The organism is Streptomyces californicus (genome assembly GCF_000717645.1).
Taxonomy (GTDB): domain Bacteria; phylum Actinomycetota; class Actinomycetes; order Streptomycetales; family Streptomycetaceae; genus Streptomyces; species Streptomyces californicus.
Window position 1 is genome coordinate 164,311 of record NZ_JNZZ01000002.1, and the last position, 21,848, is coordinate 186,158.

The 21,848-nt window shown below is 72.6% G+C and carries 20 protein-coding genes; 17 read left to right on the forward strand and 3 right to left on the reverse strand.

The window, feature by feature from the left end; genetic code table 11:
• Positions 1-16: 16 nt before the first annotated feature.
• The 17 genes from IF19_RS0103230 to IF19_RS0103310 all read left to right on the forward strand — a co-directional run bounded on the left by IF19_RS0103230 (position 17) and on the right by IF19_RS0103310 (position 18,907).
• Positions 17-277: an acyl carrier protein gene (locus tag IF19_RS0103230; protein WP_030113836.1), complete on the forward strand. Its 261-nt coding sequence runs from the start codon at positions 17-19 to the stop codon at positions 275-277.
• Positions 278-661 carry a 3-hydroxyacyl-ACP dehydratase FabZ family protein gene (locus IF19_RS0103235; protein WP_030113837.1) on the forward strand — a complete coding sequence of 128 codons (384 nt, stop codon included), beginning with the start codon at positions 278-280 and terminating at the stop codon, positions 659-661.
• A gap of 14 nt (positions 662-675) precedes the next feature.
• Positions 676-1,179 (forward strand): 3-hydroxyacyl-ACP dehydratase FabZ family protein, encoded by a 504-nt coding sequence (locus IF19_RS0103240; RefSeq protein WP_032747256.1) that lies wholly within the window; start codon positions 676-678, stop codon positions 1,177-1,179.
• Positions 1,180-1,224: 45 nt separating this feature from the next.
• Positions 1,225-1,965, forward strand: a complete 741-nt coding sequence (gene fabG / locus IF19_RS0103245; protein ID WP_030113839.1) for a 3-oxoacyl-[acyl-carrier-protein] reductase — start codon at positions 1,225-1,227, stop codon at positions 1,963-1,965.
• Between the two features lie 49 nt (positions 1,966-2,014).
• A complete protein-coding gene (locus IF19_RS0103250; RefSeq protein ID WP_030113840.1) occupies positions 2,015-2,716 on the forward strand; it encodes a 2-hydroxychromene-2-carboxylate isomerase in 702 nt (233 codons plus the stop codon).
• A gap of 147 nt (positions 2,717-2,863) precedes the next feature.
• Positions 2,864-3,745 carry an alpha/beta hydrolase gene (locus IF19_RS0103255; protein WP_030113841.1) on the forward strand — a complete coding sequence of 294 codons (882 nt, stop codon included), beginning with the start codon at positions 2,864-2,866 and terminating at the stop codon, positions 3,743-3,745.
• On the forward strand, positions 3,742-4,287 hold the full coding sequence (locus tag IF19_RS0103260) for a hypothetical protein (protein ID WP_030113842.1): 546 nt from the start codon (positions 3,742-3,744) through the stop codon (positions 4,285-4,287). The genes IF19_RS0103255 and IF19_RS0103260 overlap by 4 nt, the downstream gene beginning before the upstream one ends.
• Positions 4,288-4,555: 268 nt before the next feature.
• Positions 4,556-6,106 carry a DHA2 family efflux MFS transporter permease subunit gene (locus IF19_RS0103265; protein WP_030113843.1) on the forward strand — a complete coding sequence of 517 codons (1,551 nt, stop codon included), beginning with the start codon at positions 4,556-4,558 and terminating at the stop codon, positions 6,104-6,106.
• Between the two features lie 304 nt (positions 6,107-6,410).
• Positions 6,411-8,237 (forward strand): acyl-CoA dehydrogenase, encoded by a 1,827-nt coding sequence (locus tag IF19_RS0103270; protein ID WP_030113844.1) that lies wholly within the window; start codon positions 6,411-6,413, stop codon positions 8,235-8,237.
• 392 nt (positions 8,238-8,629) lie between these two features.
• A complete protein-coding gene (locus IF19_RS0103275) occupies positions 8,630-9,646 on the forward strand; it encodes a LacI family DNA-binding transcriptional regulator (protein WP_030113845.1) in 1,017 nt (338 codons plus the stop codon).
• A complete protein-coding gene (locus tag IF19_RS0103280) occupies positions 9,643-11,349 on the forward strand; it encodes a sugar ABC transporter ATP-binding protein (RefSeq protein ID WP_050493673.1) in 1,707 nt (568 codons plus the stop codon). The genes IF19_RS0103275 and IF19_RS0103280 overlap by 4 nt, the downstream gene beginning before the upstream one ends.
• Entirely contained in the window at positions 11,339-13,294 is a 1,956-nt protein-coding gene (locus IF19_RS0103285; protein ID WP_030113847.1) for an ABC transporter permease/substrate-binding protein, read from the forward strand. The genes IF19_RS0103280 and IF19_RS0103285 overlap by 11 nt, the downstream gene beginning before the upstream one ends.
• A 52-nt stretch (positions 13,295-13,346) precedes the next feature.
• Positions 13,347-14,270, forward strand: a complete 924-nt coding sequence (locus IF19_RS0103290) for a ribokinase (protein WP_030113848.1) — start codon at positions 13,347-13,349, stop codon at positions 14,268-14,270.
• Complete coding sequence (rbsD, locus tag IF19_RS0103295; protein WP_030113849.1) at positions 14,267-14,656, forward strand: D-ribose pyranase; 390 nt, start codon at positions 14,267-14,269, stop codon at positions 14,654-14,656. Before IF19_RS0103290 ends, rbsD begins: the two co-directional genes overlap by 4 nt.
• A 150-nt stretch (positions 14,657-14,806) precedes the next feature.
• Entirely contained in the window at positions 14,807-16,234 is a 1,428-nt protein-coding gene (locus IF19_RS0103300) for a hypothetical protein (protein ID WP_030113850.1), read from the forward strand.
• A 250-nt stretch (positions 16,235-16,484) separates the two neighbouring features.
• Positions 16,485-17,672, forward strand: coding sequence for an AAA family ATPase (locus IF19_RS0103305; RefSeq protein WP_050493695.1), 1,188 nt, complete (start codon positions 16,485-16,487; stop codon positions 17,670-17,672).
• Positions 17,669-18,907: a vWA domain-containing protein gene (locus tag IF19_RS0103310; protein ID WP_030113852.1), complete on the forward strand. Its 1,239-nt coding sequence runs from the start codon at positions 17,669-17,671 to the stop codon at positions 18,905-18,907. The genes IF19_RS0103305 and IF19_RS0103310 overlap by 4 nt, the downstream gene beginning before the upstream one ends.
• Positions 18,908-18,952: 45 nt before the next feature.
• On the opposite strand, the gene IF19_RS0103315 is transcribed toward IF19_RS0103310, so the two are convergent.
• The 3 genes from IF19_RS0103315 to IF19_RS1000000135840 form a co-directional block, all read right to left on the reverse strand.
• Complete coding sequence (locus IF19_RS0103315) at positions 18,953-19,747, reverse strand: N-formylglutamate amidohydrolase (RefSeq protein WP_030113853.1); 795 nt, start codon at positions 19,745-19,747, stop codon at positions 18,953-18,955.
• Positions 19,748-19,889: 142 nt separating this feature from the next.
• Entirely contained in the window at positions 19,890-20,870 is a 981-nt protein-coding gene (gene sph / locus IF19_RS0103320) for a sphingomyelin phosphodiesterase (RefSeq protein WP_030113854.1), read from the reverse strand.
• 160 nt (positions 20,871-21,030) lie between these two features.
• On the reverse strand, positions 21,031-21,702 hold the full coding sequence (locus IF19_RS1000000135840; protein ID WP_030113855.1) for a class F sortase: 672 nt from the start codon (positions 21,700-21,702) through the stop codon (positions 21,031-21,033).
• Between the last annotated feature and the right edge of the window lie 146 nt (positions 21,703-21,848).

Consider the following 21,848-nt stretch of genomic DNA (forward strand, 5'->3'; position numbering starts at 1 on the left):
AGAGAGAAGAGTTGACATGACGAACAACACGGCAGCCGTCCTGGAGAAGGAAGACCTGCGGAGCACCGTCGCCGACGTCCTCGACGTGAGCGAGTCCGAACTGACCGACGACGCCCAGTTCGTCGGGGACCTCGGCGTCGACTCGCTGATGGCCCTGGAGGTGATGGTGGTCCTGGAGAAGAAGTACGGCGTCAAGCTCGGCGAGTCCGAGCTGAAGGAGGTCACCTGCCTCCAGCGTGCGTACGACCTCCTCGCCACGAAGCTCAAGGAGTCCTGAATGGCCCCGCTTCAGGCCACCCCGGTCCAGGGCACGGCCGAGATCGTGGACCGTGCCCCGGACCGGGCCGCGACCCGGGTGACCGTCGAGGCCGGGGAGCAGGTCTTCCCCGGCCACTACCCGGGCTTCCCGATCTTCCCCGGCGTCTGCGTCGTGGAGCACATCCACCTCAGCGCCCTGGCGACCGCGCCCGAGCCGGGCCTGAGGATGGAGGCCATCGAGTCGACCCGTTTCCTGAGCCCCGTGTTCCCCGGCGACCGGCTGGCGATCGACCTCGTGTGGGAGCGCAAGGGGGAGAAGTGGCGCTGCAAGGCCGTGGCGGCGACCGCACGCGGGGACTCCGCGAAGGTGCGCCTCCGCTTCTCGGAAGGACAGGACCAGTGAGCGCAGTACCGCAGATGTCCATCAGCGGGATCAAGCAGGTGCTTCCGCACCGCTACCCGATGCTGCTCGTGGACCGCGTGGACGAGCTGGTGCCGGGGGAGAGGCTGACCGCCCGCAAGGCGGTCACCGCCAACGAGCCCTGGTACCAGGACCTCCCCGCCGACGCCACCGACGAGCAGCACCACTACCCGTCGGCCCTGCTCATCGAGTCCTGGTGCCAGGCGGCCGGCGTGCTGGCCGCCTGGAAGAACCCCAACCCCGACGTGCTCGCCGGGCAGGTGATGCTCTTCGGCAGCATCTCGGAGGTGGTCTTCCGCCGCCCGGTCCTCCCCGGCGACGTGCTGGAACACCGCGTCCGGCTGTTCCGCGAACTCAGCGACACCGTGATCTTCGAGGGCGAGGCCCTGGTGGACGGCGAGACGGTGCTGGAGGTCGGACGGGTGGTCATGGCCATGCGCCCGGCGAGCGAACTCGTCGGGGCGGCGGGCGACGCCGGCGGGTCCCCCGGCGCCACGTGAGCGCGCGGACCGAGTGACAGCTTCAACCGAGTGAAGGAGAGTCGAATGAGCGAGCGAACAGGCAAGGTGGCGCTGGTCACCGGCGGGTCCCGGGGTATCGGCCGGGCCACGGTCCTGCGCCTCGCGCAGGACGGCCACGACGTGGCGTTCTGCTACCGGTCGCGGCCGGACGCCGCGCTGGAGCTGGAGAAGGAGGTGTCCGAGCACGGTGTCCGCGTCTACAGCCACCAGGCGGATGTCTCCGTGGCCGACTCGGTGCGGGAACTCGTCGCCGCCACCGAGGACCGGCTGGGCGCCGTCGACATCGCGGTGACCTCGGCGGGCATCGTCCGCGACCAGCCGCTGCTGCTGATGAAGGACGAGGACTGGAACGACGTCCTGGACACCAACCTGGACGGCACGTACCACCTGTGCCGCTCGGTGGTCTTCGAGATGATGAAGCGCAAGTCCGGCTGCATCGTGAACATCTCGTCGGTGGCGGGCGTCTACGGCAACCCGACGCAGAGCAACTACTCCGCCTCCAAGGCCGGGATCATCGGCTTCACCAAGGCCCTGGCCAAGGAGGTCGGGCAGTACGGGATCCGCGCCAACGTGGTGGCGCCCGGCTTCATCGAGACGGACATGACGGCGGCCCTCTCCGACAAGGTCAGGGAGCAGGCCGTGAAGAACGTGCCGCTCCGCCGCCTGGGCCGGCCCGAGGAGGTCGCCGACTCGGTGTCCTTCCTGGTCAACGCCGCGTACGTGACGGGCGCCGTCCTCCAGGTCGACGGAGGCATCGTTGTCTGAGGCCGGGAGCGGGGAGAGGGGGGCGCGTCCCGCGAAGGGCCGCGTCCCCGTGCCCCCGCGGTTCTACTTCTCCCTGCGCAGCCCGTACTCCTGGCTCGCCTACCGCGACCTCATGGAGCACCATGCCGAGCTGGCGAGCCGCCTGGAGTGGCGGCCGTTCTTCGAGCCGGACGAGCAGAGCGCGAAGGCGCTGGCGGAGGCGGGCGGCGGGTTCTCGTACGTCGCGATGTCCCGCGAGAAGCACCTCTACATCCTCCAGGACGTGCGGCGGCTCACCCGGGAGCGCGGGCTGGACATCACCTGGCCGGTCGACCGGGACCCGTGCTGGGAGGTTCCGCACCTGGCGTATCTGGCGGCGGACGACCAGGGGTGCGGGGCGCGGTTCGTCGAACTCGCCCACCGGGCCCGGTGGGAGGAGGGCCGCGACATCTGCGACCGGACGGTCATGGGCGAGCTGGCCGAGGAACTCGGCCTCGCTCCGGGGCGGTTGGCCCGGGCGGCGGACGATCCGCGGCTGCGCGCCCGGGGCGTGGCGGCGCTGCTCGCGATGGACCGGGACGGGGTCTTCGGGGTGCCGTTCTTCGTCCACCGCCGCGAGAAGTTCTGGGGCGTCGACCGGTTGGCCGCCTTCGTCGCGGCGGCGGACGGTACGCCGCGGCCGGACGCGGCGCCCGGCCCCCAGGCCCCGGAGCCCACCGCCACCGCCGGGGAGCGAGGGGGTGACAACGGACATGCGGGTGGCTGCGGTTGACCTGAGCGGGAGGCCGCGCGTCTGTACCATCGAGGGCGGCGGCGGCCGCCGCCCGGATCTTGGGGGAACCTGATGGAGAGCAAGGATTCCGGTGGCGGGGCGGCGAACCGAACCCGTCGGCCGTCACTGTTGAGGCGCGCGTCAGCGGTGCTCGCCCTGCCGGCGGCTCCGCTGTACGCCGCCTTCCTCTCCTACCTCGTCTACCACCCGCCGCGCCGGCCCCACCACCGGAGCCCGGAGGAATTCGGCCTCCCCGCGACGGAGTTGACCATCCCGTGGGCCGAAGGGAAGGGCCCCGGGCGGAGCCTGCACGTCTGGCTCTGCCCCGGGAGCGAGGACCGGGTCGTGGTGATCGGGCACGGGATCGGGCTGAGCAAGTCGGCGAGCCTGGCCCAGGCCAAGTTCCTGCACGAGGCCGGGTACACCGTCGCGCTGTTCGACCACCGCAACCACGGCCGGAGCGGCACCGACCGCGCCTTCTGGGGGCTGAGCCGCCGCCACACCGACGACGTGGAACGCGTCCTGACCCACCTGCGGGAACAGGGCGGTTACGCGGCGGCGAAGTTCGCGGTCTTCGGATTCTCCTTCTCCACCTTCCCGTCGTTCTACCTGCTGCGGCGACCGGGGAGCGGTCTCGAGGCCATCGTCTGCGACAGCGGACCGGCGCTCGAACTGCCGCCGCTGTTCCGCAACTTCATCGCGGCGAAGGGCGTTCCGGTGCCCGCTCCGCTGCGCACGGCTCCTTCGCTCGGGCTGTTGAGCCGGGTGTTCGGCTCGGTCGGCACCGCGATGCTCCAGGCCCAGTGGCCGCCGCCGGCCGAGGGCGCGTACACGAGGACGCCCGTGCTCATGATGGTGGGGGACAGCGACCGGATCATCCCGGTCGAGAGCGTGCGCGCCCTCGCCGACCGCTACCCGAACGCGGAGGTACGGGTGTTGCCGGAGACGGACCACCTGCAGGGGATGAAGTCCTGCCCCGAGCAGTACCAGGAGGCCGTACTGGACTTCCTCAAGCGGGCGTTCGGATGAGCCCCGCGCTGCCGGATCCGCGCGCCTGGGGCACCCGCCCCGAGGAGATGGCGACCTCCTACCCCTGCGACGGGCTGCTCACCGGCGCCGTCGAGGAGTGGTACCGGGCGGTCACCGTCCGGGCCGACCGGGCGACGGTCTTCCGCTGGCTGTGCCAGCTGAAGGTCGCGCCCTACAGCTACGACCTGCTCGACAACTTCGGCCGCCGAAGCCCCCGGAAGCTGACTCCGGGGGCGGACGAGCTGGAGACCGGACAGCGGGTCATGACGATCTTCGAGCTCACCGGCTTCGAACGGGACCGCCACCTCACGATGCTGCTCGACACGCCCTGGGCGCGGCGGGCGTTCGGCGGCTTCGCGTTGAGCTACACCGTGCGGGACGAGGGCCCGGACGCCACCCGGCTGGTGGTGAAGCTGCTGGTGCGAACCGGCTCCGGACCGATCCGGTCACTCCGCGGCAGAGGGATGGCCTGGGGCGATCTCATGATGATGCGGTGCCAGTTGAAGACGCTCCGCGAACTGGCCGAGACAGTCGGCCGATAGCCTCCGCCCGGGCCGCCACGCGCCCCGGTCGTGAGCGCCGGACCGGCGCCCGCGACCGGGGCGTTCTCGTTCCGCGCGGGGCGTCCGTGCTGTCCTCCGAAACCTGCTTGGCAGTTAACTGCCAAGCATCTGCACTTTGTTGACTCTCCGGCGACGACGCCCGGACGATCGTTCACATGCGGTGACGGCTCCGGAGCGGAGCGCCGCCCCGGGTGAGCATCTCGCGGGTCGGGACCGCACACCCGGATGCGGAGAGGGCTCTACACACATGGCTCAGCAACTCGACGGGCTCGCGTCGGACCAGGACCCGCCGAACACGGCGGAGGGATCGGGAGCCCGCCGGTGGCTGGCGCTGGGCGTCCTGATGCTCGCCCAGTTCACCGTCTGGCTCGACAACACGATCCTCAACGTCGCGCTCAACACGCTGGCTTCCCCGACCGAGGGGCTCGGGGCCACGACCAACGAACTTCAGTGGAGCATCAGCTCCTACACCCTGGTCTTCGCCGTCATGCTGTTCACCGGCGGAGCCCTGGGCGACCGCTACGGCCACCGCCGGCTGCTGGTGATCGGCATGGCGTTGTTCGGCGCGGCCTCGCTCTGGGCCGGAATGTCGACCGGTGTCACCGAACTGATCATCGCGCGCGGTGCGATGGGGGTGGGCAGCGCGCTGATCATGCCCGCCACCCTGTCCCTGATCTCCGCCGTCTTCAGCGAGCGCGAGCGTCCGATGGCCATCGCGATCTGGTCCGGCGCCAGCGGGCTCGCCATCGCCGCCGGCCCCCTGGTCGGCGGTGCGCTGCTGGAGAGGTTCTGGTGGGGTTCGGTCTTCGTGGTGAACCTCCCCATCGTCGGCGTCGCCCTGCTGGGCGTGATGTTCCTGCTGCCGGCGGCCCGGAGCGTGAACCGCGTCAAACTCGACCCGCTCGGCGTCCTCCTGTCGATGATCGGTCTGCTGGCCCTGGTCTACGGCCTGATCGAGGGCGGGCACCGCAACGAGTGGACCAGCCCGCTCGTCGTGGGCTCCCTGGTCGGCGGACTGCTCGTGCTGGTGGTGTTCGTACGGATCGAACTCCGGGTGGAGAACCCGAGCTTCGACGTGCGGCTCTTCCGCAGCGGCAAGTTCACGGGGGCCAGCGTCGCGGTGATGCTCACCTTCTTCAGCCTCAGCGGCTCGATGTTCTACACCTCCTTCTACCTGCAGGGGGCGCTGGGGCAGACGCCGTTCGAGGCGGGGCTGAACCTGATCCCGGTGGCGGTCGGGGTCCTGCTGGGCGCCCCCGTCTCGGCGGCCCTGGTCCGCAAGCTGGGGCTCGGACCCGTGGTGGCCACGGCGATGATGGTGGCGGCGCTCACCTTCCTCGCCTACACCTGGCTCGACCTGACCACCGCCATGCCGTGGTTCTGGCTGCTCCTGACGGCGCAGGGCCTGGCGATGGGGTCGGCCGTCGCGCCGACCACGGAAGCCATCATGGCGGTGCTGCCGCCCGACCGCACCGGGGCCGGATCGGCGGTCAACAACTCCATGCGCCAGATCGGCGGCGTGCTCGGCGTCGCGATCCTGGGATCCCTGCTCAGCAGCGTGTACGCGGCCGACGTCGCCCCTGACCTGGAGGCCCTCCCCGCCCCGGTGAAGGAGACGGCGGAGCAGTCCGCCGAGGCCACCCGCCAGGTGGCGGCGGAGGCGTCGCTGCCCGAACTGGTGGGCGCGGCGAACGACAGCTTCCTGTACGCCATGCATGTGACCTCCGTCGTCGGAGCCGGCGTGGCGTTCCTCGGCGCCGTCGTCATCTGGTTCTCGTTCAGGTCGAAGCGCGGCTGAGCCCCCGGCCCCGCGACGCGCGCCCGGTCGGCCCGCCGACGTGGCTGCCCACGCCCGGTCGTGGCGACTGCGCCAGGTACGCCCGCTCCTGCCGTCGGCCCCGCGACCCACGCCCCGCTCGTGCCGCCGAGTCGGCTCCCCACACCCGCTCGTGCCGCCGACTCCCGTACCCGGACCGGGCCGTGGCAGGAAGCGGACACGGGCCGGGACAGTGGTCCGCCGCTGTGCTACTGCTGGGTAGCGAGAAAGCTACCTGTCGGTAGGGGTGCTGCGCAGGGCAGCGCTCCGAGGTGTCGGAGGAACCATGGGGCACTACAAGTCCAACCTGCGCGACCTGGAGTTCAACCTCTTCGAGGTGTTCGGCGCCCAGGAGCGTTACGGAGTCGGTCCGTTCGCCGAGATGGACCAGGACACCGCACGGAACGTCCTGGTCGAGGTGGAGCGGCTGGCGGCCGGCGAACTGGCCGACTCCTTCGCCGACGCGGACCGCACGCCTCCGGTCTTCGATCCGCAAACCGGCTCCGCCTGCCTTCCCGAGGGGTTCAAGAAGTCCTACAAGGCGTTCCTCGACTCCGAATGGTGGCGGCTCGGCCTGGCGGAAGGGCTGGGCGGCGAACCCTGCCCCCCGTCGCTGTTCTGGTCGATGGGGGAGCTGGTCCTGGGCGCCAACCCGGCGCTGTGGATGTACACCGGTTTCCCGTCCTTCGCCTCGGTGATCTTCCGCCTGGGAACCGAGGAGCAGCGGAAGATCGCCCGGCGGATGGTGGACGGGCGCTGGGGCGCGACGATGGTCCTCACCGAACCGGACGCGGGATCGGACGTCGGCGCCGCTCGCACGACGGCCCGCCGCCAGGACGACGGGTCGTGGCACCTGGAGGGCGTCAAGCGCTTCATCACCGGCGGTGAGCACGATCTCGCGGAGAACATCGTCCACTTCGTCCTGGCGCGCCCCGAGGGCGCGGGCGCGGGGACCAAGGGGCTCTCGCTCTTCCTGGTGCCGAAGTTCACGTTCGACTGGGACACCGGTGAGCTCGGCGAGCGCAACGGGGTGTACGCCACCAACGTCGAACGCAAGATGGGCCTCAAGGCGTCCACCACCTGCGAACTGACCTTCGGCGCCGACCGGCCCGCCAAGGGCTGGCAGCTCGGCGAGCGGCACGACGGCATCCGGCAGATGTTCACGATCATCGAGTTCGCCCGGATGCTGGTCGGGACGAAGGCCATCGCCACGCTCTCGACCGGCTACCTCAACGCACTCGACTACGCCAAGTCCAGGGTGCAGGGCCCGGACCTGGCCGCCTTCGCCGACAAGGACTCGCCCCGGGTCGCGATCACCCGCCACCCCGACGTGCGGCGCTCACTGCTCGGACAGAAGGCGTACGCCGAGGGCATGCGGGCCCTGATGCTCCACACCGCCACCGTCCAGGACCGGATCGCCGAGGCCGAGCACCGCGGGGAACCCGTCGACCGGCTGCGGGGCATGAACGACCTGCTGCTGCCGATCGTCAAGGGCTACGGCTCGGAGAAGTCGTACGACCAGCTGACGGAGTGCCTCCAGACCCTGGGAGGCTCGGGCTACCTCCAGGACTACCCGATCGAGCAGTACATCCGGGACGCCAAGATCGACAGCCTCTACGAGGGCACCACGGCCATCCAGGGCATGGACTTCTTCTTCCGGAAGATCGTCAAGGATTCCGGTCAGGCGTTCACCGCTCTCGTCGAGGAGATCCGCGCGTTCGTCGGGCGGGAGCCCGGCGGTACGGAGACGGAAGCCGCGCGCGAGCTGCTGACCGCCGCGCTGGACGGTCTCGAAGGGATGCTCGGGGCGATGCTGGGGCAGCTCACCGAGGCCCAGTCGGAGCCGCGCAACATGCACAGGGTGGGGCAGCACACCACCAGGCTGCTCTTCGCCGCCGGGGACGTCGTCGTGGCGTACCTGCTCCAGCGGCAGGCGGAAGTGGCGCTGCGGAAGCTGCCGACCGCCTCCGCCCGGGACCAGGCGTTCTACCGGGGCAAGGTGGCCGCCGCGCGCTTCTTCGCCCGCGAGGTCCTGCCGCTCGTGCCCCCGCAGCGGACGATCGTGGAGCAGGCCGACCTCTCGCTGATGGACCTCCCGGAGGACGCGTTCTGAGAACCGGCCCCCCGTCCCGCGCGCGTCGCCGCACCTGACTCCGGTCGACCGGAGCCCTTTCCCGCGGCGATGTCGCGCGGAGTGCGGAGCCGGCGATCTAGCGCGGAGTGCGGAGTGCAGCGCGGCGGCACCGGAACGCGCGGTGCCGCCGCCCCTCGTGGAACCGCCCCTACACGTCACGCTGTGCACCGGCCCATCACGCACCGCACCCCTCCCGTCACCCCCACCTCTCCCGTCACGATCAGGTATCGGCCACGGGAGGGGTCTTGCTTCGAGCCATGTAATCGATTCCAATCATCCGTGTAATCGATTCCACGGCGTCGTGGTCCGGTCCCCACCGGTCGGCTCCCAGGTTTCGAGGTGTACGGAAAACACAAGGAGGTGGTCCGGACATGGCGGGCATCAAGGATGTCGCGGCCGAGGCGGGGGTGTCCGTCGCCACGGTGTCGCGTGTGCTGAACGGCCATCCGTCCGTCAGCCAGGAGGCGCGTACCCGCGTCCTCGCCGCCGTCGAGGCCCTCGGCTACCGGCCCAACGCGGTGGCCCGATCGCTGCGCACCGCCCAGACCCGCACGCTCGGCCTGGTCATCAGCGACGTGCTCAACCCGTACTTCACCGAGCTGGCCCGCTTCGTCGAGGAGGAGGCCCGCGCCCTCGGCTACAGCGTCATCATCGGCAACGCCGACGAGCGGCCCGACCTCCAGGACCACCACGTCCGCACGCTCATCGACCGCAGGATCGACGGCCTCCTCGTCTCGCCCGCCGACGGCGGCACCCCGCTCCTGCGGGACGTCGCCCTGAGCGGCACCCCGATGGTCTTCGTCGACCGCTGGATCCCCGGCATCGACGTCCCCGTCGTCCGGGCCGACGGGACGGGAGCGGTCAGGGACCTCGTCGCACATCTGCACGGTCTCGGCCACCGCCGGCTCGCCATCATCGCCGGGCCCGCCGCCACGACCACCGGCGACGAGCGTGTCGAGGCGTTCCGCGGCGCGCTGCGGGACCACGGGCTGGCTCTGCCCGACGCCTACATCGGGCAGGGCGACTTCCAGGCCGCCAGCGGACGCCGGGCCACCGAAGGCTTCCTGGAGCTGGCCGAACCGCCCGAGGTCGTCTTCGCCGCAGACAATCTGATGGCCCTCGGGGCGCTGGACGCGATCCGGGCCCGGGGCCTGCGGGTCCCGGACGACATCGCGCTCGCCGCCTTCGACGACATCCCGTGGTTCGTCCACACCGGTCCGCCGATCACCGCCGTCGCCCAGCCCACCGCCGACCTGGCGCGGGCCGCCGTACGCGCGCTCGCCGACCGGATCGAAGGGCGGACCCCGCAGTCCGTCACCCTGCCCGCCCGCCTCGTCGTACGCCGCTCGTGCGGCGAGGCCGCACCGAACGAGAGGAGCGACCGTTGACCGCCCCGAAGGAGCAACGGGCCACCGCCCCGGACGAGTTGCTGCGCATCGAAGGTCTGCGCAAGACCTTCCCGGGCGTCGTGGCGCTCGACAACGTCGACTTCGACCTCCGCAGAGGCGAGGTGCACGTCCTGCTCGGCGAGAACGGCGCGGGCAAGAGCACCCTCATCAAGATGCTCTCCGGCGCCTACCGTCCCGACCGCGGCCGCATCCTGGCGGAGGGCCGCGAGGTGCGCATCGACGGCGCGCAGGACGCCGAACGGCTCGGCATCGCCACCATCTACCAGGAGTTCAACCTCGTACCCGACCTCACCGTCGCCGAGAACATCTTCCTGGGCCGCCAGCCGCGCCGCTTCGGACTCGTCGACCACCGCCGGATGCGGCAGGACGCGGAGCGGCTCCTGCACCGGGTCGGGGTGGACGTGCGGCCCGAGGCGAAGGTCCGTGAACTGGGCATCGCGCGGCTCCAGATGGTGGAGATCGCCAAGGCGCTCAGCCTGGAGGCCCGAGTCCTGATCATGGACGAGCCGACCGCCGTCCTCACCTCCGAGGAGGTCGACAAGCTCTTCGCGATCGTCCGCCGGCTGCGCGAGGACGGCGTCGGGATCGTCTTCATCACCCACCACCTGGAGGAGATCGCGGCGCTCGGCGACCGGGTCACCGTCCTGCGCGACGGCCGCAGCGTCGACCAGGTCCCGGCCTCGACGCCCGAGGACGAACTCGTCCAGCTCATGGTCGGCCGCAGCATCGAGCAGCAGTACCCGCGCGAACGCCCCGACACCGGCGACGCGTTGCTGTCCGTGCGCGGACTCACGCGCGACGGCGTCTTCCACGACGTCAGCTTCGACGTCCACGCGGGCGAGGTCGTCGGCCTCGCCGGACTCGTCGGCGCCGGCCGTACGGAGGTGGCGCGCGCGGTGTTCGGCGCCGACCCGTACGACACCGGCACCGTCGACGTACGCGGCGCACGTCTGGCCCGGCACGACGTGCCCGCCGCCATGGGCGCCGGGCTCGGCCTCGTCCCGGAGGACCGCAAGGGCCAGGGCCTCGTGCTCGACGCCTCCGTGCAGGAGAACCTGGGCCTGGTCACCCTGCGCTCCGCGACCCGCTCCGGGCTCGTGGACCTGAAGGGCCAGCGCACCGCCGCCGCCCGCATCGCGCGGCAGCTCGGCGTCCGCATGTCCGGCCTCGGCCAGCACGTGCGCACCCTGTCCGGCGGCAACCAGCAGAAGGTCGTCATCGGCAAATGGCTGCTGGCCGACACCCGGGTGCTCATCCTGGACGAACCCACCCGGGGCATCGACGTCGGTGCCAAGGTCGAGATCTACCAGCTCATCAACGAGCTGACCGCCTCCGGCCACGCCGTCCTGATGATCTCCAGCGATCTGCCCGAAGTGCTCGGCATGAGCGACCGGGTGCTCGTCATGGCCCAGGGGCGCATCGCCGGGGAACTCCCCGCCGGTGAGGCCACCCAGGACGCGGTGATGGCCCTCGCGGTCGGCGCCCCGCCCTCCACCGAGGTTTCGCCCTCCGCGACCCGGCCCTCCACCGAGGTCCCGCTCACCAAGGCCCCGCCCTCCACCGCGACCCGGCCCCCCACCGAGGCCCCGCCCTCCACCGAGGCCCCGGCCACCGGCCGGGGAGGCACCCCCACCGAACACCCCGCACCGAAGAACGAAGAGGAGGGCCCCCGTGGCCACTGAGACAGCCAGGAGTGACACGGGTACGGGCGGAGTCTCCGTGATACGCCGCGTCCTGCTCGACAACGGGGCGCTGAGCGCCCTGGTCGTCCTGGTGGTGGCGATGTCGCTGCTGTCCGGCGACTTCCTGACCACCCAGAATCTGCTGAACGTCGGCGTCCAGGCGGCCGTCACCGCCATCCTGGCGTTCGGCGTCACCTTCGTCATCGTCTCGGCGGGCATCGACCTGTCCGTCGGCTCGGTCGCCGCCCTCTCCGCGACGGTCCTCGCCTGGTCCGCGACCTCCGCCGGGGTACCCGTCGTCCTCGCGGTCGTCCTCGCGATCCTCACCGGCATCGCCTGCGGCTTCGTGAACGGCGCCCTCGTCTCGTACGGCAAACTCCCGCCGTTCATCGCGACGTTGGCGATGCTCTCGATCGCCCGCGGGCTCTCGCTCGTCATCTCGCAGGGCAGCCCGATCGCGTTCCCCGACTCCGTCTCGCGGCTCGGCGACACGCTCGGCGGCTGGCTCCCCGTACCGGTCCTCGTCATGATCGCCATGGGCCTCGTCACGGCGCTCGTCCTCGGCCGCACCTTCATCGGCCGGTCGATGTACGCGATCGGCGGCAACGAGGAGGCGGCCCGGCTCTCCGGGCTCCGCGTCAAGCGCCAGAAGATCGTCATCTACGCCCTGTCCGGCCTCTTCGCCGCCGTCGCGGGCATCGTCCTGGCCTCACGCCTCGTCTCCGCGCAGCCGCAGGCCGCGCAGGGGTACGAACTCGACGCCATCGCCGCCGTCGTCATCGGCGGGGCCAGCCTGGCCGGCGGCGTCGGCAAGGCGTCCGGCACCCTGATCGGCGCGCTCATCCTCGCCGTGCTCCGCAACGGGCTCAACCTCCTCTCCGTGTCGGCGTTCTGGCAGCAGGTCGTCATCGGCGTCGTCATCGCCCTCGCCGTCCTGCTCGACACGCTGCGCCGCAAGGCCGGTTCGGGTGCGGCCTCCTCGGCGGGCACCGCCCCCGGCGCTCCCGGCTCGGGGCGGCGGAACGCGCTGAAGTTCGGTGGCGCGGCGCTCTGCGCGGTGATCGTCGTCGGCGCGGTCTCGCTCCTCAACTCCGGTTCGTCCGGCGGCACGACGAAGGTCGGCATGTCGCTGTCCACGCTCAACAACCCCTTCTTCGTCCAGATGAAGGAGGGCGCGCAGGCGGAGGCGGAGAAGGCCGGCGTCGACCTCACCGTCACCGACGCGCAGAACGACGCCTCCCAGCAGGCCAACCAGCTCCAGAACTTCACCAGTTCCGGCGTCTCCTCCATCATCGTCAACCCGGTGGACTCCGACGCCGTCGGGCCCGGCGTCCGCAGCGCCAACAAGGCGGACATCCCCGTGGTCGCCGCGGACCGCGGCGTCAACAAGGCGGAGACCGCCACGCTCGTCGCCTCCGACAACGTGGCGGGCGGCAGGCTCGCCGCCGACGCGTTGGCCGACAAGCTCGGCGGCAAGGGCAGCATCGTCATCCTCCAGGGCACGGCCGGAACCTCCGCCAGCCGCGAGCGGGGGGCGGGCTTCGCCGAGGGCATCAAGGCGTACCCGGGCATCAAGGTGGTCGCCAAGCAGCCCGCCGACTTCGACCGCACCAAGGGCCTGGACGTCATGACGAACCTCATCCAGTCCCACCCCGGCGTCACCGGCGTCTTCGCCGAGAACGACGAGATGGCGCTCGGCGCGGTCAAGGCGCTCGGCAGCAAGGCCGGTACGTCCGTCTCGGTCGTCGGCTTCGACGGCACCCCGGACGGGCTGACGGCGGTCGAGGCCGGCACGCTCTACGCGTCGGTCGCCCAACAGCCCGCCGAACTCGGCAGGATCGCCGTCCGCAACGCCATCAAGGCCGCGAAGGACGAGAAGGTCGAGGACACGGTCAAGGTGCCGGTCAAGGTGGTCACCCGGAAGAATGTCGCCGACTTCTCCTGACCGCCCCGCGCCACCCAACGTCCCCGGACCGACGAAAGCAGGAAGCACGCCCATGCACGACAACGCCCCCGACGACCGGTACGACCTGCTGGTCGTCGGGTCGGCCAACGCCGACCTGGTGATCGGCGTCGAGCGCCGCCCCGCCCCCGGCGAGACGGTCCTCGGCTCCGACCTCGCCGTCCACCCCGGCGGCAAGGGCGCCAACCAGTCGCTGGCCGCGGCCCGCCTCGGCGCCAGGACGGCCCTGCTCGCCCGGGTCGGCGACGACGGCCACGGCCGTCTCCTGCTGGAGAGCCAGCGGGCGGCGGGCGTGGACACGGACGGCGTCCTGGTCGGTGGAGCCCCCACGGGCGTCGCCCTGATCACCGTGGACCCCTCCGGCGACAACAGCATCGTCGTCTCCCCGGGGGCGAACGGCCGGCTCACCCCCGAGGACGTCCGGGCGGCGGCCCCGCTGCTGGCGGCCGCCCGCGTGATCTCCGTACAGCTGGAGATCCCGCCGGCCACGGTGGCCGAGACCGTACGCCGCCGGGGGCCGGAGACCCGCCTCGTGCTGAACCCGTCACCACCCGCCCCGCTCCCCGCCGAAGTCCTCGCCGCCTGCGACCCGTTGGTGGTCAACGAGCACGAGGCGCGCTACATCCTGGGCGACGGCGCGGGGCGAACCCCGCAGGACTGGGCGCCGGCCCTGCTCGCGCTCGGCCCGCGCTCGGTCGTCATCACCCTGGGCGCGGCCGGCGCACTGGTGGCGGACAGCCGTACGGACTCCCTGGACCACCTGGTGAGCCCGGAGGTCGAGGCCGTCGACACCACGGGCGCCGGAGACGCGTTCACGGCGGCCCTCGCCTGGCGTCTGGGCCGGGGCGACGCCCTGCGGGAGGCGGCGGCCTTCGCGGTGCGGGTGGGGGCGGCGGCCGTCACCGCACGAGGCGCGCAGGAATCGTTCCCGACGCTGGAGGAGGTCGACGCGCTGTGAAGAAGTCGGGCATCCTCAACCGTCACCTGGCGGGCGCGCTCGCCGAACTCGGCCACGGCGACGGCGTCCTGGTCTGCGACGCCGGCATGCCGATCCCGCCCGGCCCCCGCGTCGTCGACCTCGCCTTCCGCGCCGGCACCCCGTCGTTCGCCGAGGTGCTGGACGGCCTGCTCGACGAGCTGGTCGTCGAGGGCGCGACGGCCGCCGAGGAGATCCGCGAGGCCAACCCGGAGGCCGCCGCGCTTCTGGACCACCACTTCCCCTGGCTGGAACTGGTCCCGCACGACGAGGTGAAGGCGCTCACCCCCGAAGCCCGGCTGGTCGTCCGCACCGGGGAGGCGCGGCCGTACGCGAACGTCCTGCTGCGCTGCGGCGTCTTCTTCTGAACGTCGCCGGCCGGTTGAACGGTTGGCGCACCCGCTGAAGACCGCGGCCGGGAAAAGACCTGGCGATACGTCACGGCGGGGGGCTAGGCTCCCCGCCGTGACCCACTCCACGAACAGATTGGGGGACCCGACCGCGCAAGGTGAGTGCTGATGCTCACCTCTTCCGCGAACCGGGACTCCCGCTCCTCCCTCCTGTCCTTCTGGCCGCGCGTGCGCGAGTTCGCCGTGCCGGCCTCCATGATCGAGACCGCGACCGCCCGCCGAGAGGCCGGTGACTGGGCGGGCGCGTGCGCCGCGGCAGGCGTCGACGTCGATCTCCACCTCCGTTCCGTGGCCCGCGACCACGGCCGCGACCTCGCCACCCGCCTCCGGGCGGACCTTCGCCACCTGGCCCCCGACCTGCTGCGCTGGCACCTGCCGAGGATCGCCCCGCACGGGCTGCTGCGCCCGGGCCTGACGATCGCGCTGGCCCGCTACCACCCACCGGGGCACGGCGACCGGACCCCGCTGCATCTGGTCGTCCGGACCCCGCCCGCCTGGGCGGACGCGGGCCAGCGGATCAGCCTCGCCCTGTGGGACGGCTCGCACACCGAACCCACCGCCCGCCGCCACCCCCACCCGCATCCGAGCCGGCGTTTCCGCCTCGACCTGCACCGCCACCTCTGGGACGCACGCCGGACCGGTGAACTGGGCGACCGGGCAGGGGCGTTCCCGCCGCACGACGGGAACGGACCGCCGTCCGTTCCGGACGTTCCCGGGACGGAGCGGGGCGACCACCGCCTCGCCGTCGACCGATGGGCGGCCGAGGCGGCGATCCTGCTCCGCGCCGAGGGGCGGGGGCCGGGGGGAACGGTCGGCGTACGGATGGGGAGACGGCGACGGCTGCTCCTGCACCTGGAAGCCGAAGAGAGCCCGACGCCCCGGATCGCGGCGGTGACGGCGGACCCGGGGACGTCCCCGGCGCCCGTCCTGCCGGACGCGGCCACCTGGGTGCTGCCCGACCTCGATCTGCTCCGTACCGGGGCGATCGAGCCCGATCGGCTGCATCCGCTGGTCGCGCGGGCCCTCGTACCGGATCCGGCGCCGCCCGGTCCGGGCCCGGCCCTGCCCCGCACGGGAGAGGGGGCGGCACCGGAGCGCCCGGTGGAATGCCGGGGAGCGCGGCACCGGATCGGCCTGGTCGACGGCGTTCTCGCGCCCTTCGACCACGACGCCGCCGAGATCCGCCGCGAAGAGCTGCTGGTCGCGCTGGGCGGTACTCCGCTGCCCTGCCTCCAGGCCATCGACGAGGCGCACCGGCGGCCGGACTGCCTCACCGGTGTACGGGAACGCCTCGACCACGGAGACATCGCCGGGGCCCTGGCCGTCGTGGAGGGGCTCCTCGGCCCGGAGGCGGTCCTGCGCGACGGTCCGCTGCGGGACGAACTGGAGGCCGCCGCCCGACGGCGGATCACCTACGGACTGTTCCGCGCCGACCTCATCGGCCCCGGCCACCTCCGCCGCCGTACCGACCCGCTCCGTCCGGTCGATCCCCGGCCGCGCCGACCTCGTCGGCCACGCCGCGCACAGCCGCGCTGACCGCCGGGACCGGGTACACCGTCCCCCGGTCTCCGCTCCGAGGCGGCTCCGCCCTGCCCGTCGAGCCCCGCCCTCGACCTCACCCACCCCTTCGCACACGCCCAGGTGATCACCCATGCTCACGAACACCCCGTCCTCAGCATGGACGGACTCCGCGCTCACGGACTCCGCGCCCACGGACTCCACGCCCCCGTCCTCCGCTCCCACGGAACCCGCTCCCGGCTCCCAACTCGCGGTGGCACAGGAGCTGATGAGTCTGCTCCGCGACACCGCCACCGAGCCGCGCCCCGACACCCAGCTGGAGGCGCTGACCCTCGCCGTCTCCGCCGACCTGCCCGTCCTCCTCTGGGGCGAGCCGGGGATCGGCAAGACCGCGGCGCTCACCCAGCTCGCCGACTCCCTGGGGCTGCCGCTCACGACGGTCATCGCCAGCGTGCACGAACCGTCCGACTTCTCCGGTCTGCCCGTCGTCGGCGACGACCCCGCCGTACAGGGCGTGCCGATGGCACCGCCGGACTGGGCCGTCCGCCTGGTACGGGCAGGCAAGGGGCTGCTGTTCCTCGACGAGCTGTCCACCGCGCCGCCCGCCGTCCAGGCCGCGCTCCTCCGTCTCGTACTGGAGCGGCGCATCGGCGCCCTCCGGCTCCCGCCCGGTGTCCGGATCGTGGCCGCCGCCAACCCGCGTTCGTCGGCGGCCGACGGCTGGGAGCTGAGCCCGCCCCTCGCCAACCGCTTCGTCCACCTCCGATGGGCCCACGACCACGAGGTCGTCGTCCGCGGACTCGGCGGCACCTGGCCCCGCGCGACCCTGCCCCGGCTCGACCCCGGAAAGCTGTCCGGAGCCGTCGACTTCGCCCGGCGCGCGGTGTGCGGCCTCCTCTCCGCCCGGCCCGCGCTCGTCCATCGGCTGCCCACCACGGAGACCCGTCGCGGCGGTCCGTGGCCCTCGCCGCGCAGTTGGGACATGGCGCTGAGCCTCCTCGCCTTCGCGACCGCCGCCGGATCGTCCAGGGAGGTGCTGTCGCTGCTGGTCCGGGGCACGGTGGGGGACGGGCCCGGGCTTGAGCTGCTGGCGAGCCTCGACCGGATGGACCTCCCCGACCCCGAAGCGCTGCTCGCGGACCCGGCAGGCGCCGTCCTGCCCGAGCGCGGCGATCTCCGGCAGGCCGCACTCGACGGTGTCGTCACGGCGGTCCGCACCCGCCCGGACCGGGCCCGGTGGGATGCCGCCTGGGCGCTGCTCGTCCGCGCGCTGGAGACCGGCGCCCCGGACCTGGTGGTCGTCCCCGCGACCACCCTCGCCGCCGTGCGCCAGGAGGACTGGGACGTACCCGCGGCCATCGAGCACCTGGCGGGCGTGGTCTCCCTGTCCCGGCGGGCGGACCGGGCGGCGGAGCGCGTGGCCCGGCGCGCGGCCGACGCCGAGGCGGGCAGGTGACGACCCCGGACGCCCCCGGCGCGCTCGACCGGGACAAGCTGTTCGCCGCCCGCCTGCACGCGGCCCGTGTCCGCCCCTACTTGGCGACGGCCCTGTTCGCCCTGCACACCGTGGAGTCCCGGAACGTGCCGACCATGGCCGTCGACCGGTACTGGCGGTGCTACGTCTCGCCGGCGTTCGTGGCCCGTACTCCGGTGGAGGAGCTGGCCGGGGTCTGGGTCCACGAGGTGTCGCACCTGCTCCGGGACCACCACGGCCGCGGCGACCGGGTCGCCCGGCAGCGCGGACTGACCGGACCGGGGGAGCGGCTGCGCATGAACATCGCCGCGGACTGCGAGATCAACGACGACGTGTACGGCGACGGGCTGGTCCCGCCGGAGGGAGCCGTATATCCGTCGTCGCTGCACATGCGGCCCGGCGAGCTGATGGAGGACTACCTGTACCAGTTCCGCCTCGGCCCGCGCACCCGGGACTGCGCCTGGCTGGACTGCGGAAGCGGCGCGGACGGGCTGGAGAGGGAATGGGACCTGGGGCCGGACGGCGCCCACGGCCTGAGCGCCCACCAACAGGATGCCGTCATGTTCCGGGTGGCGCAGGGCATCATCGGCAGGCCGGGCAGCGCCTCGAAGGGATGGAAGCGGTGGGCGGAGGAGGCGTTCCATCCTCCGCAGCCCTGGCGGGAGTTGCTGGGCGCTGCCGTACGGTCCGCGGCCTCGGGTTCCGGCGCGGGAGAGGACTACAGCTACGGCCGCCCATCGCGCCGCTCCACCGGGCTGCCCGGGATCGTCCTGCCGAGCCTGCGGCGCAGGCCGCCCCGGGTCTCCGTCGTGATCGACACCTCGGGCTCGGTCAGCGACGCCGAACTGGGCAGCGCCCTCCTGGAGGTCGCCGCCATCTCCCGTGCGGTGGGCGGCCGTCGGGACCTGGTGACCGTCATCGCGTGCGACGCGGCGACGAGAGTCGTCCACGCGCTGTGCCGCGCCGAGGGCATTCCGCTGGAGGGCGGCGGCGGGACGGATCTCCGGACAGGGTTCGCCAGGGCGCTCCGGTCCCGCCCGCGCCCCGACGCCCTCGTGGTCCTGACGGACGGTCAGACGCCGTGGCCCTCGGCGCGACCGGCCTGCCGTACGGTCGTCGGCCTGTTCCCGCGCGCGGGCCGGTCGTACGACGAGAGCGACCCCGACTACGTGCCGGAGAGGCCGCCGGAGTGGGCGCGGGTGGTGGACATCGGGTAGGCCGGCCCCGGACCGGCCTCCGCGGCCGGCCGCTCGGCCCGTCGGTCAGCAGGTCGCCACCAGCTCCGCCAGCGCGCTCGCCAGTGCGTCGAGCCCCGGTCCCGCGGGCCCGCCCGGCTCGGTCATGTACGTGTCGCGGCGGATCTCGATCATCAGGGCCGTGACCCGCCGGTCCGTGCCGAAGTGCTTCAGCGGGACGTACGTACCGGCGAAAGGGGTGTCGAAGGCCGTGCCCCCGAAGCCGGCGAACGCGTCCGCCGCGGCCGCGCGCAGTCGCGGCGGTGTGTGGAACGGGTCGGTGCCCAGGCAGACGGGCGGGCGGGGACCGGCGCCGTGGAGTTCGTACGGGAGGGGCGCGGTCGGGTACGAGTGGACGTCGATGACCACCGCACGGCCGGCGGCGGCGATCCGGGCGTCGACCGCCTCCGTCATCGCTTCGGCGTACGGGCGGAAGTACGTCGCCAGCAGCGGTTCCGGGTCGGTCTCCGAGCCGCGCAGCCGTTCGCGGTGGGTGGTGTGCGTGTACACCGCTCCCATGCCCACGGCGCGCATCTCCTCCCGTTCGTCCGGGAAGCGCTCGGGGTCGACGACCAGACGCGAGAGGCCGTTGACGAGACTCCAGGGCCGGACGGCGCAGGCGTCCGCCGCGCGTCCCGCCAGTTCGGCGGTGTGGGAGTCGGTGATGTGGTCCAGCTCCCGCTCCAGAGCACCGTCGTCCAGCAGGATGCCGTCGCGTACGCCCTCGGGGATCGCCCGGGACCCGTGCGGCACGTGCAGCAGTACCGGGGAGTCGGGGCGTCCGGGGAGGAGGCGGAACGGCGGCTGGGCGGCGGTGCTCATGGAGCGGGTCCTTCATGGGTGGGGCGGACTCGGGGGGTGTCCGGCGGATCGTGACCGGGCCCGCCGGACGCACTCCAGGCGGGCCGGGAGCCCCGATTGTCCCATCCGCCGGGTCAGCCGGCGGAACCGGTCACCGGTCGCCTCAGCGGGCGGAACCGATCACCGGGTAGTGGTCGGACAGGTTGGTGTACGTGTACTTCTTGCCCCAGCTGGACACCGTCCACGGGGCGCTCTCCTCCTTGACCACATCGTTCTTCCAGCCGGCCGGCTTCGCGTGGCCCGTGCGGTGCAGGACGTGGTCCAGGTCCTCGCGCGGGTCGTCCGGGTAGCGCTCGGAGGCTATGGAGTTGTCCCGGGTGTCGAACGAGTACGGGTGGCCGGTCCGGGACTCCGGTGCGGAGAGGCCGGCGTCGGCGAGGAACGACGCGTACTCGGCGGAGTGCCCGTCCACGTTGAAGTCGCCCGCCACGACGACCTGTTCGGAGGCCGGGATGTTCTTCGCGTCGAGGAACGCGTCCAGTTGCCTGAACTGCCGGCTGCGCGTCTGTGCCGCCTCGCCGGCCGAGCAGCCGGGGTCGGTCGACTGCGCGTGGGTGCCGACGACGTGGACCCGGGCGCCGTTGACGTTCAACACCGTATAGGCGAAGCCCTTGTTCGAGAACCAGTCGCCGCCGCAGGCGTCCTTGTAGACGAACTGCTCCTTGCGCACGATCGGCCACTTGCTCAGGACGGTGACGCCGCCGTCCTCCGGCGTCGTCGCCGAGTACGAGCCGCCCGTCGCGTCCCAGCCGCTCTTGCTCCGGCCGACGACCGGGGTCTGGTACGGGTACTGGGCGGCCGCGTCGCGCAGGAGCGCGTCGGAGGCCCCGTTGTCGAACGCCTCCTGGATCACCACGACGTCGTTGCCCCGGAAGAACGACGTCTTCGGGATCTCCGCCGCGCGGTGGTCCTGCCCCCAGTTGGGGTAGAGGTTCTTGCTGAAGAGGAACGCGTTGTACGAGAGCACCCGCAGCGACGGCGTCTCGGCTGCCGCCGCCTGCGGGGCGTTCGCGGCGAGGGTGACGGTGGCGAGCGCGGCGGACAGGGCCACGCCGGTCAGGCGGCGGAACGCGGTGTTCGGCACGAGGTCTCCTGGGGTCGAGGGGGCGTACCGGGCGGTCCCCATCCAAGCAGCGGCAGTTACCCACGGGTAGACATCGGGTGGCACCAGTCTGTCCGGTCGGCTGCCATCCGGATCACCGGCCCGCCCACGGCGCCCACCGGCCGAGGAGGCGGCATCTCCTTCAGCTCAGGGACCCGTACACGATGAGGTTGTCGACCGTGTGGCCCTCGGCGTCGAACTCGCCGTCGCAGGTGATGAGCCGCAGCGTGCTGTCCTTCGACGGGCCGTAGACCTTCTGGGTGGGGAACGCCTTCTTGCTGACCGCTTCCTTTCCGGTGACCGTGTAACGCAGCATCTTCCCCGCCTCGTTGCGCACCAGCACCTCGGCGCCCTCGCGGACGGTCTTGAGGTCGTGGAAGACGGCGCGGCCGAATCGGGTGTCGTTGTGGCCGATCAGCACGGCCGGCCCCGGCGCGCCGGGCACGGAACCGCCGCGGTACCAGCCGACGGTCATGCCCTTGTCCGCGGGCGGGACCTCGACCGTGCCGTCCGTGTTGAGCCCCAGCTTCATCAGGGTGCTCCGCACGCCGATCGAGGGGATCGAGACCTCGACGGGGAGCGACCGGGACGCGGTGTCCTGTCCGGTGGCTCCCGCCGACCCGGCCGACGCGGTGGCCCGGGGGCGCGCGTCGCCCTGTTCGGCGGGGGCGGTGGCGGACGCCCCGCCGGACGCGGCGGACGAGGACGAAGAGGGGGTGGCGGACGAGCATCCGGCCAGGACCGCGCAGGCTGTGAGCGCGGTCAGCAGGGTGACGGTCCGCCGGGGGCGGTGGGACGTACGGGACGACGACACGGAGAACTCCGGAACAGGGTCGGTGAGCGGAGGCCGGGCGGGCCGGGGCGCGGGAATGCCGCAGGCTTCGCTGCGGCTGCGGCTGCGGCTGCGGCTGCGGGGGCGGGGGCCGGGTGTGCGGGCGTGGCGCCGCCCCGGTGCGGGGC

Bases quoted from the DNA above. Each gene is read 5' to 3' on its own strand.
- IF19_RS0103230 (WP_030113836.1), top strand. From the start codon at position 17: ATGACGAACAACACGGCAGCCGTCCTGGAGAAGGAAGACCTGCGGAGC.
- IF19_RS0103290 (WP_030113848.1), top strand. From the start codon at position 13,347: ATGCACGACAACGCCCCCGACGACCGGTACGACCTGCTGGTCGTCGGG.
- IF19_RS0103265 (WP_030113843.1), top strand. From the start codon at position 4,556: ATGGCTCAGCAACTCGACGGGCTCGCGTCGGACCAGGACCCGCCGAAC.
- fabG (WP_030113839.1), top strand. From the start codon at position 1,225: ATGAGCGAGCGAACAGGCAAGGTGGCGCTGGTCACCGGCGGGTCCCGG.
- IF19_RS0103300 (WP_030113850.1), top strand. From the start codon at position 14,807: ATGCTCACCTCTTCCGCGAACCGGGACTCCCGCTCCTCCCTCCTGTCC.
- IF19_RS0103270 (WP_030113844.1), top strand. From the start codon at position 6,411: ATGGGGCACTACAAGTCCAACCTGCGCGACCTGGAGTTCAACCTCTTC.
- IF19_RS0103260 (WP_030113842.1), top strand. From the start codon at position 3,742: ATGAGCCCCGCGCTGCCGGATCCGCGCGCCTGGGGCACCCGCCCCGAG.
- IF19_RS0103305 (WP_050493695.1), top strand. From the start codon at position 16,485: ATGAGTCTGCTCCGCGACACCGCCACCGAGCCGCGCCCCGACACCCAG.
- IF19_RS0103240 (WP_032747256.1), top strand. From the start codon at position 676: ATGTCCATCAGCGGGATCAAGCAGGTGCTTCCGCACCGCTACCCGATG.
- IF19_RS0103235 (WP_030113837.1), top strand. From the start codon at position 278: ATGGCCCCGCTTCAGGCCACCCCGGTCCAGGGCACGGCCGAGATCGTG.
- IF19_RS0103275 (WP_030113845.1), top strand. From the start codon at position 8,630: ATGGCGGGCATCAAGGATGTCGCGGCCGAGGCGGGGGTGTCCGTCGCC.
- IF19_RS0103315 (WP_030113853.1), bottom strand. From the start codon at position 19,747: ATGAGCACCGCCGCCCAGCCGCCGTTCCGCCTCCTCCCCGGACGCCCC.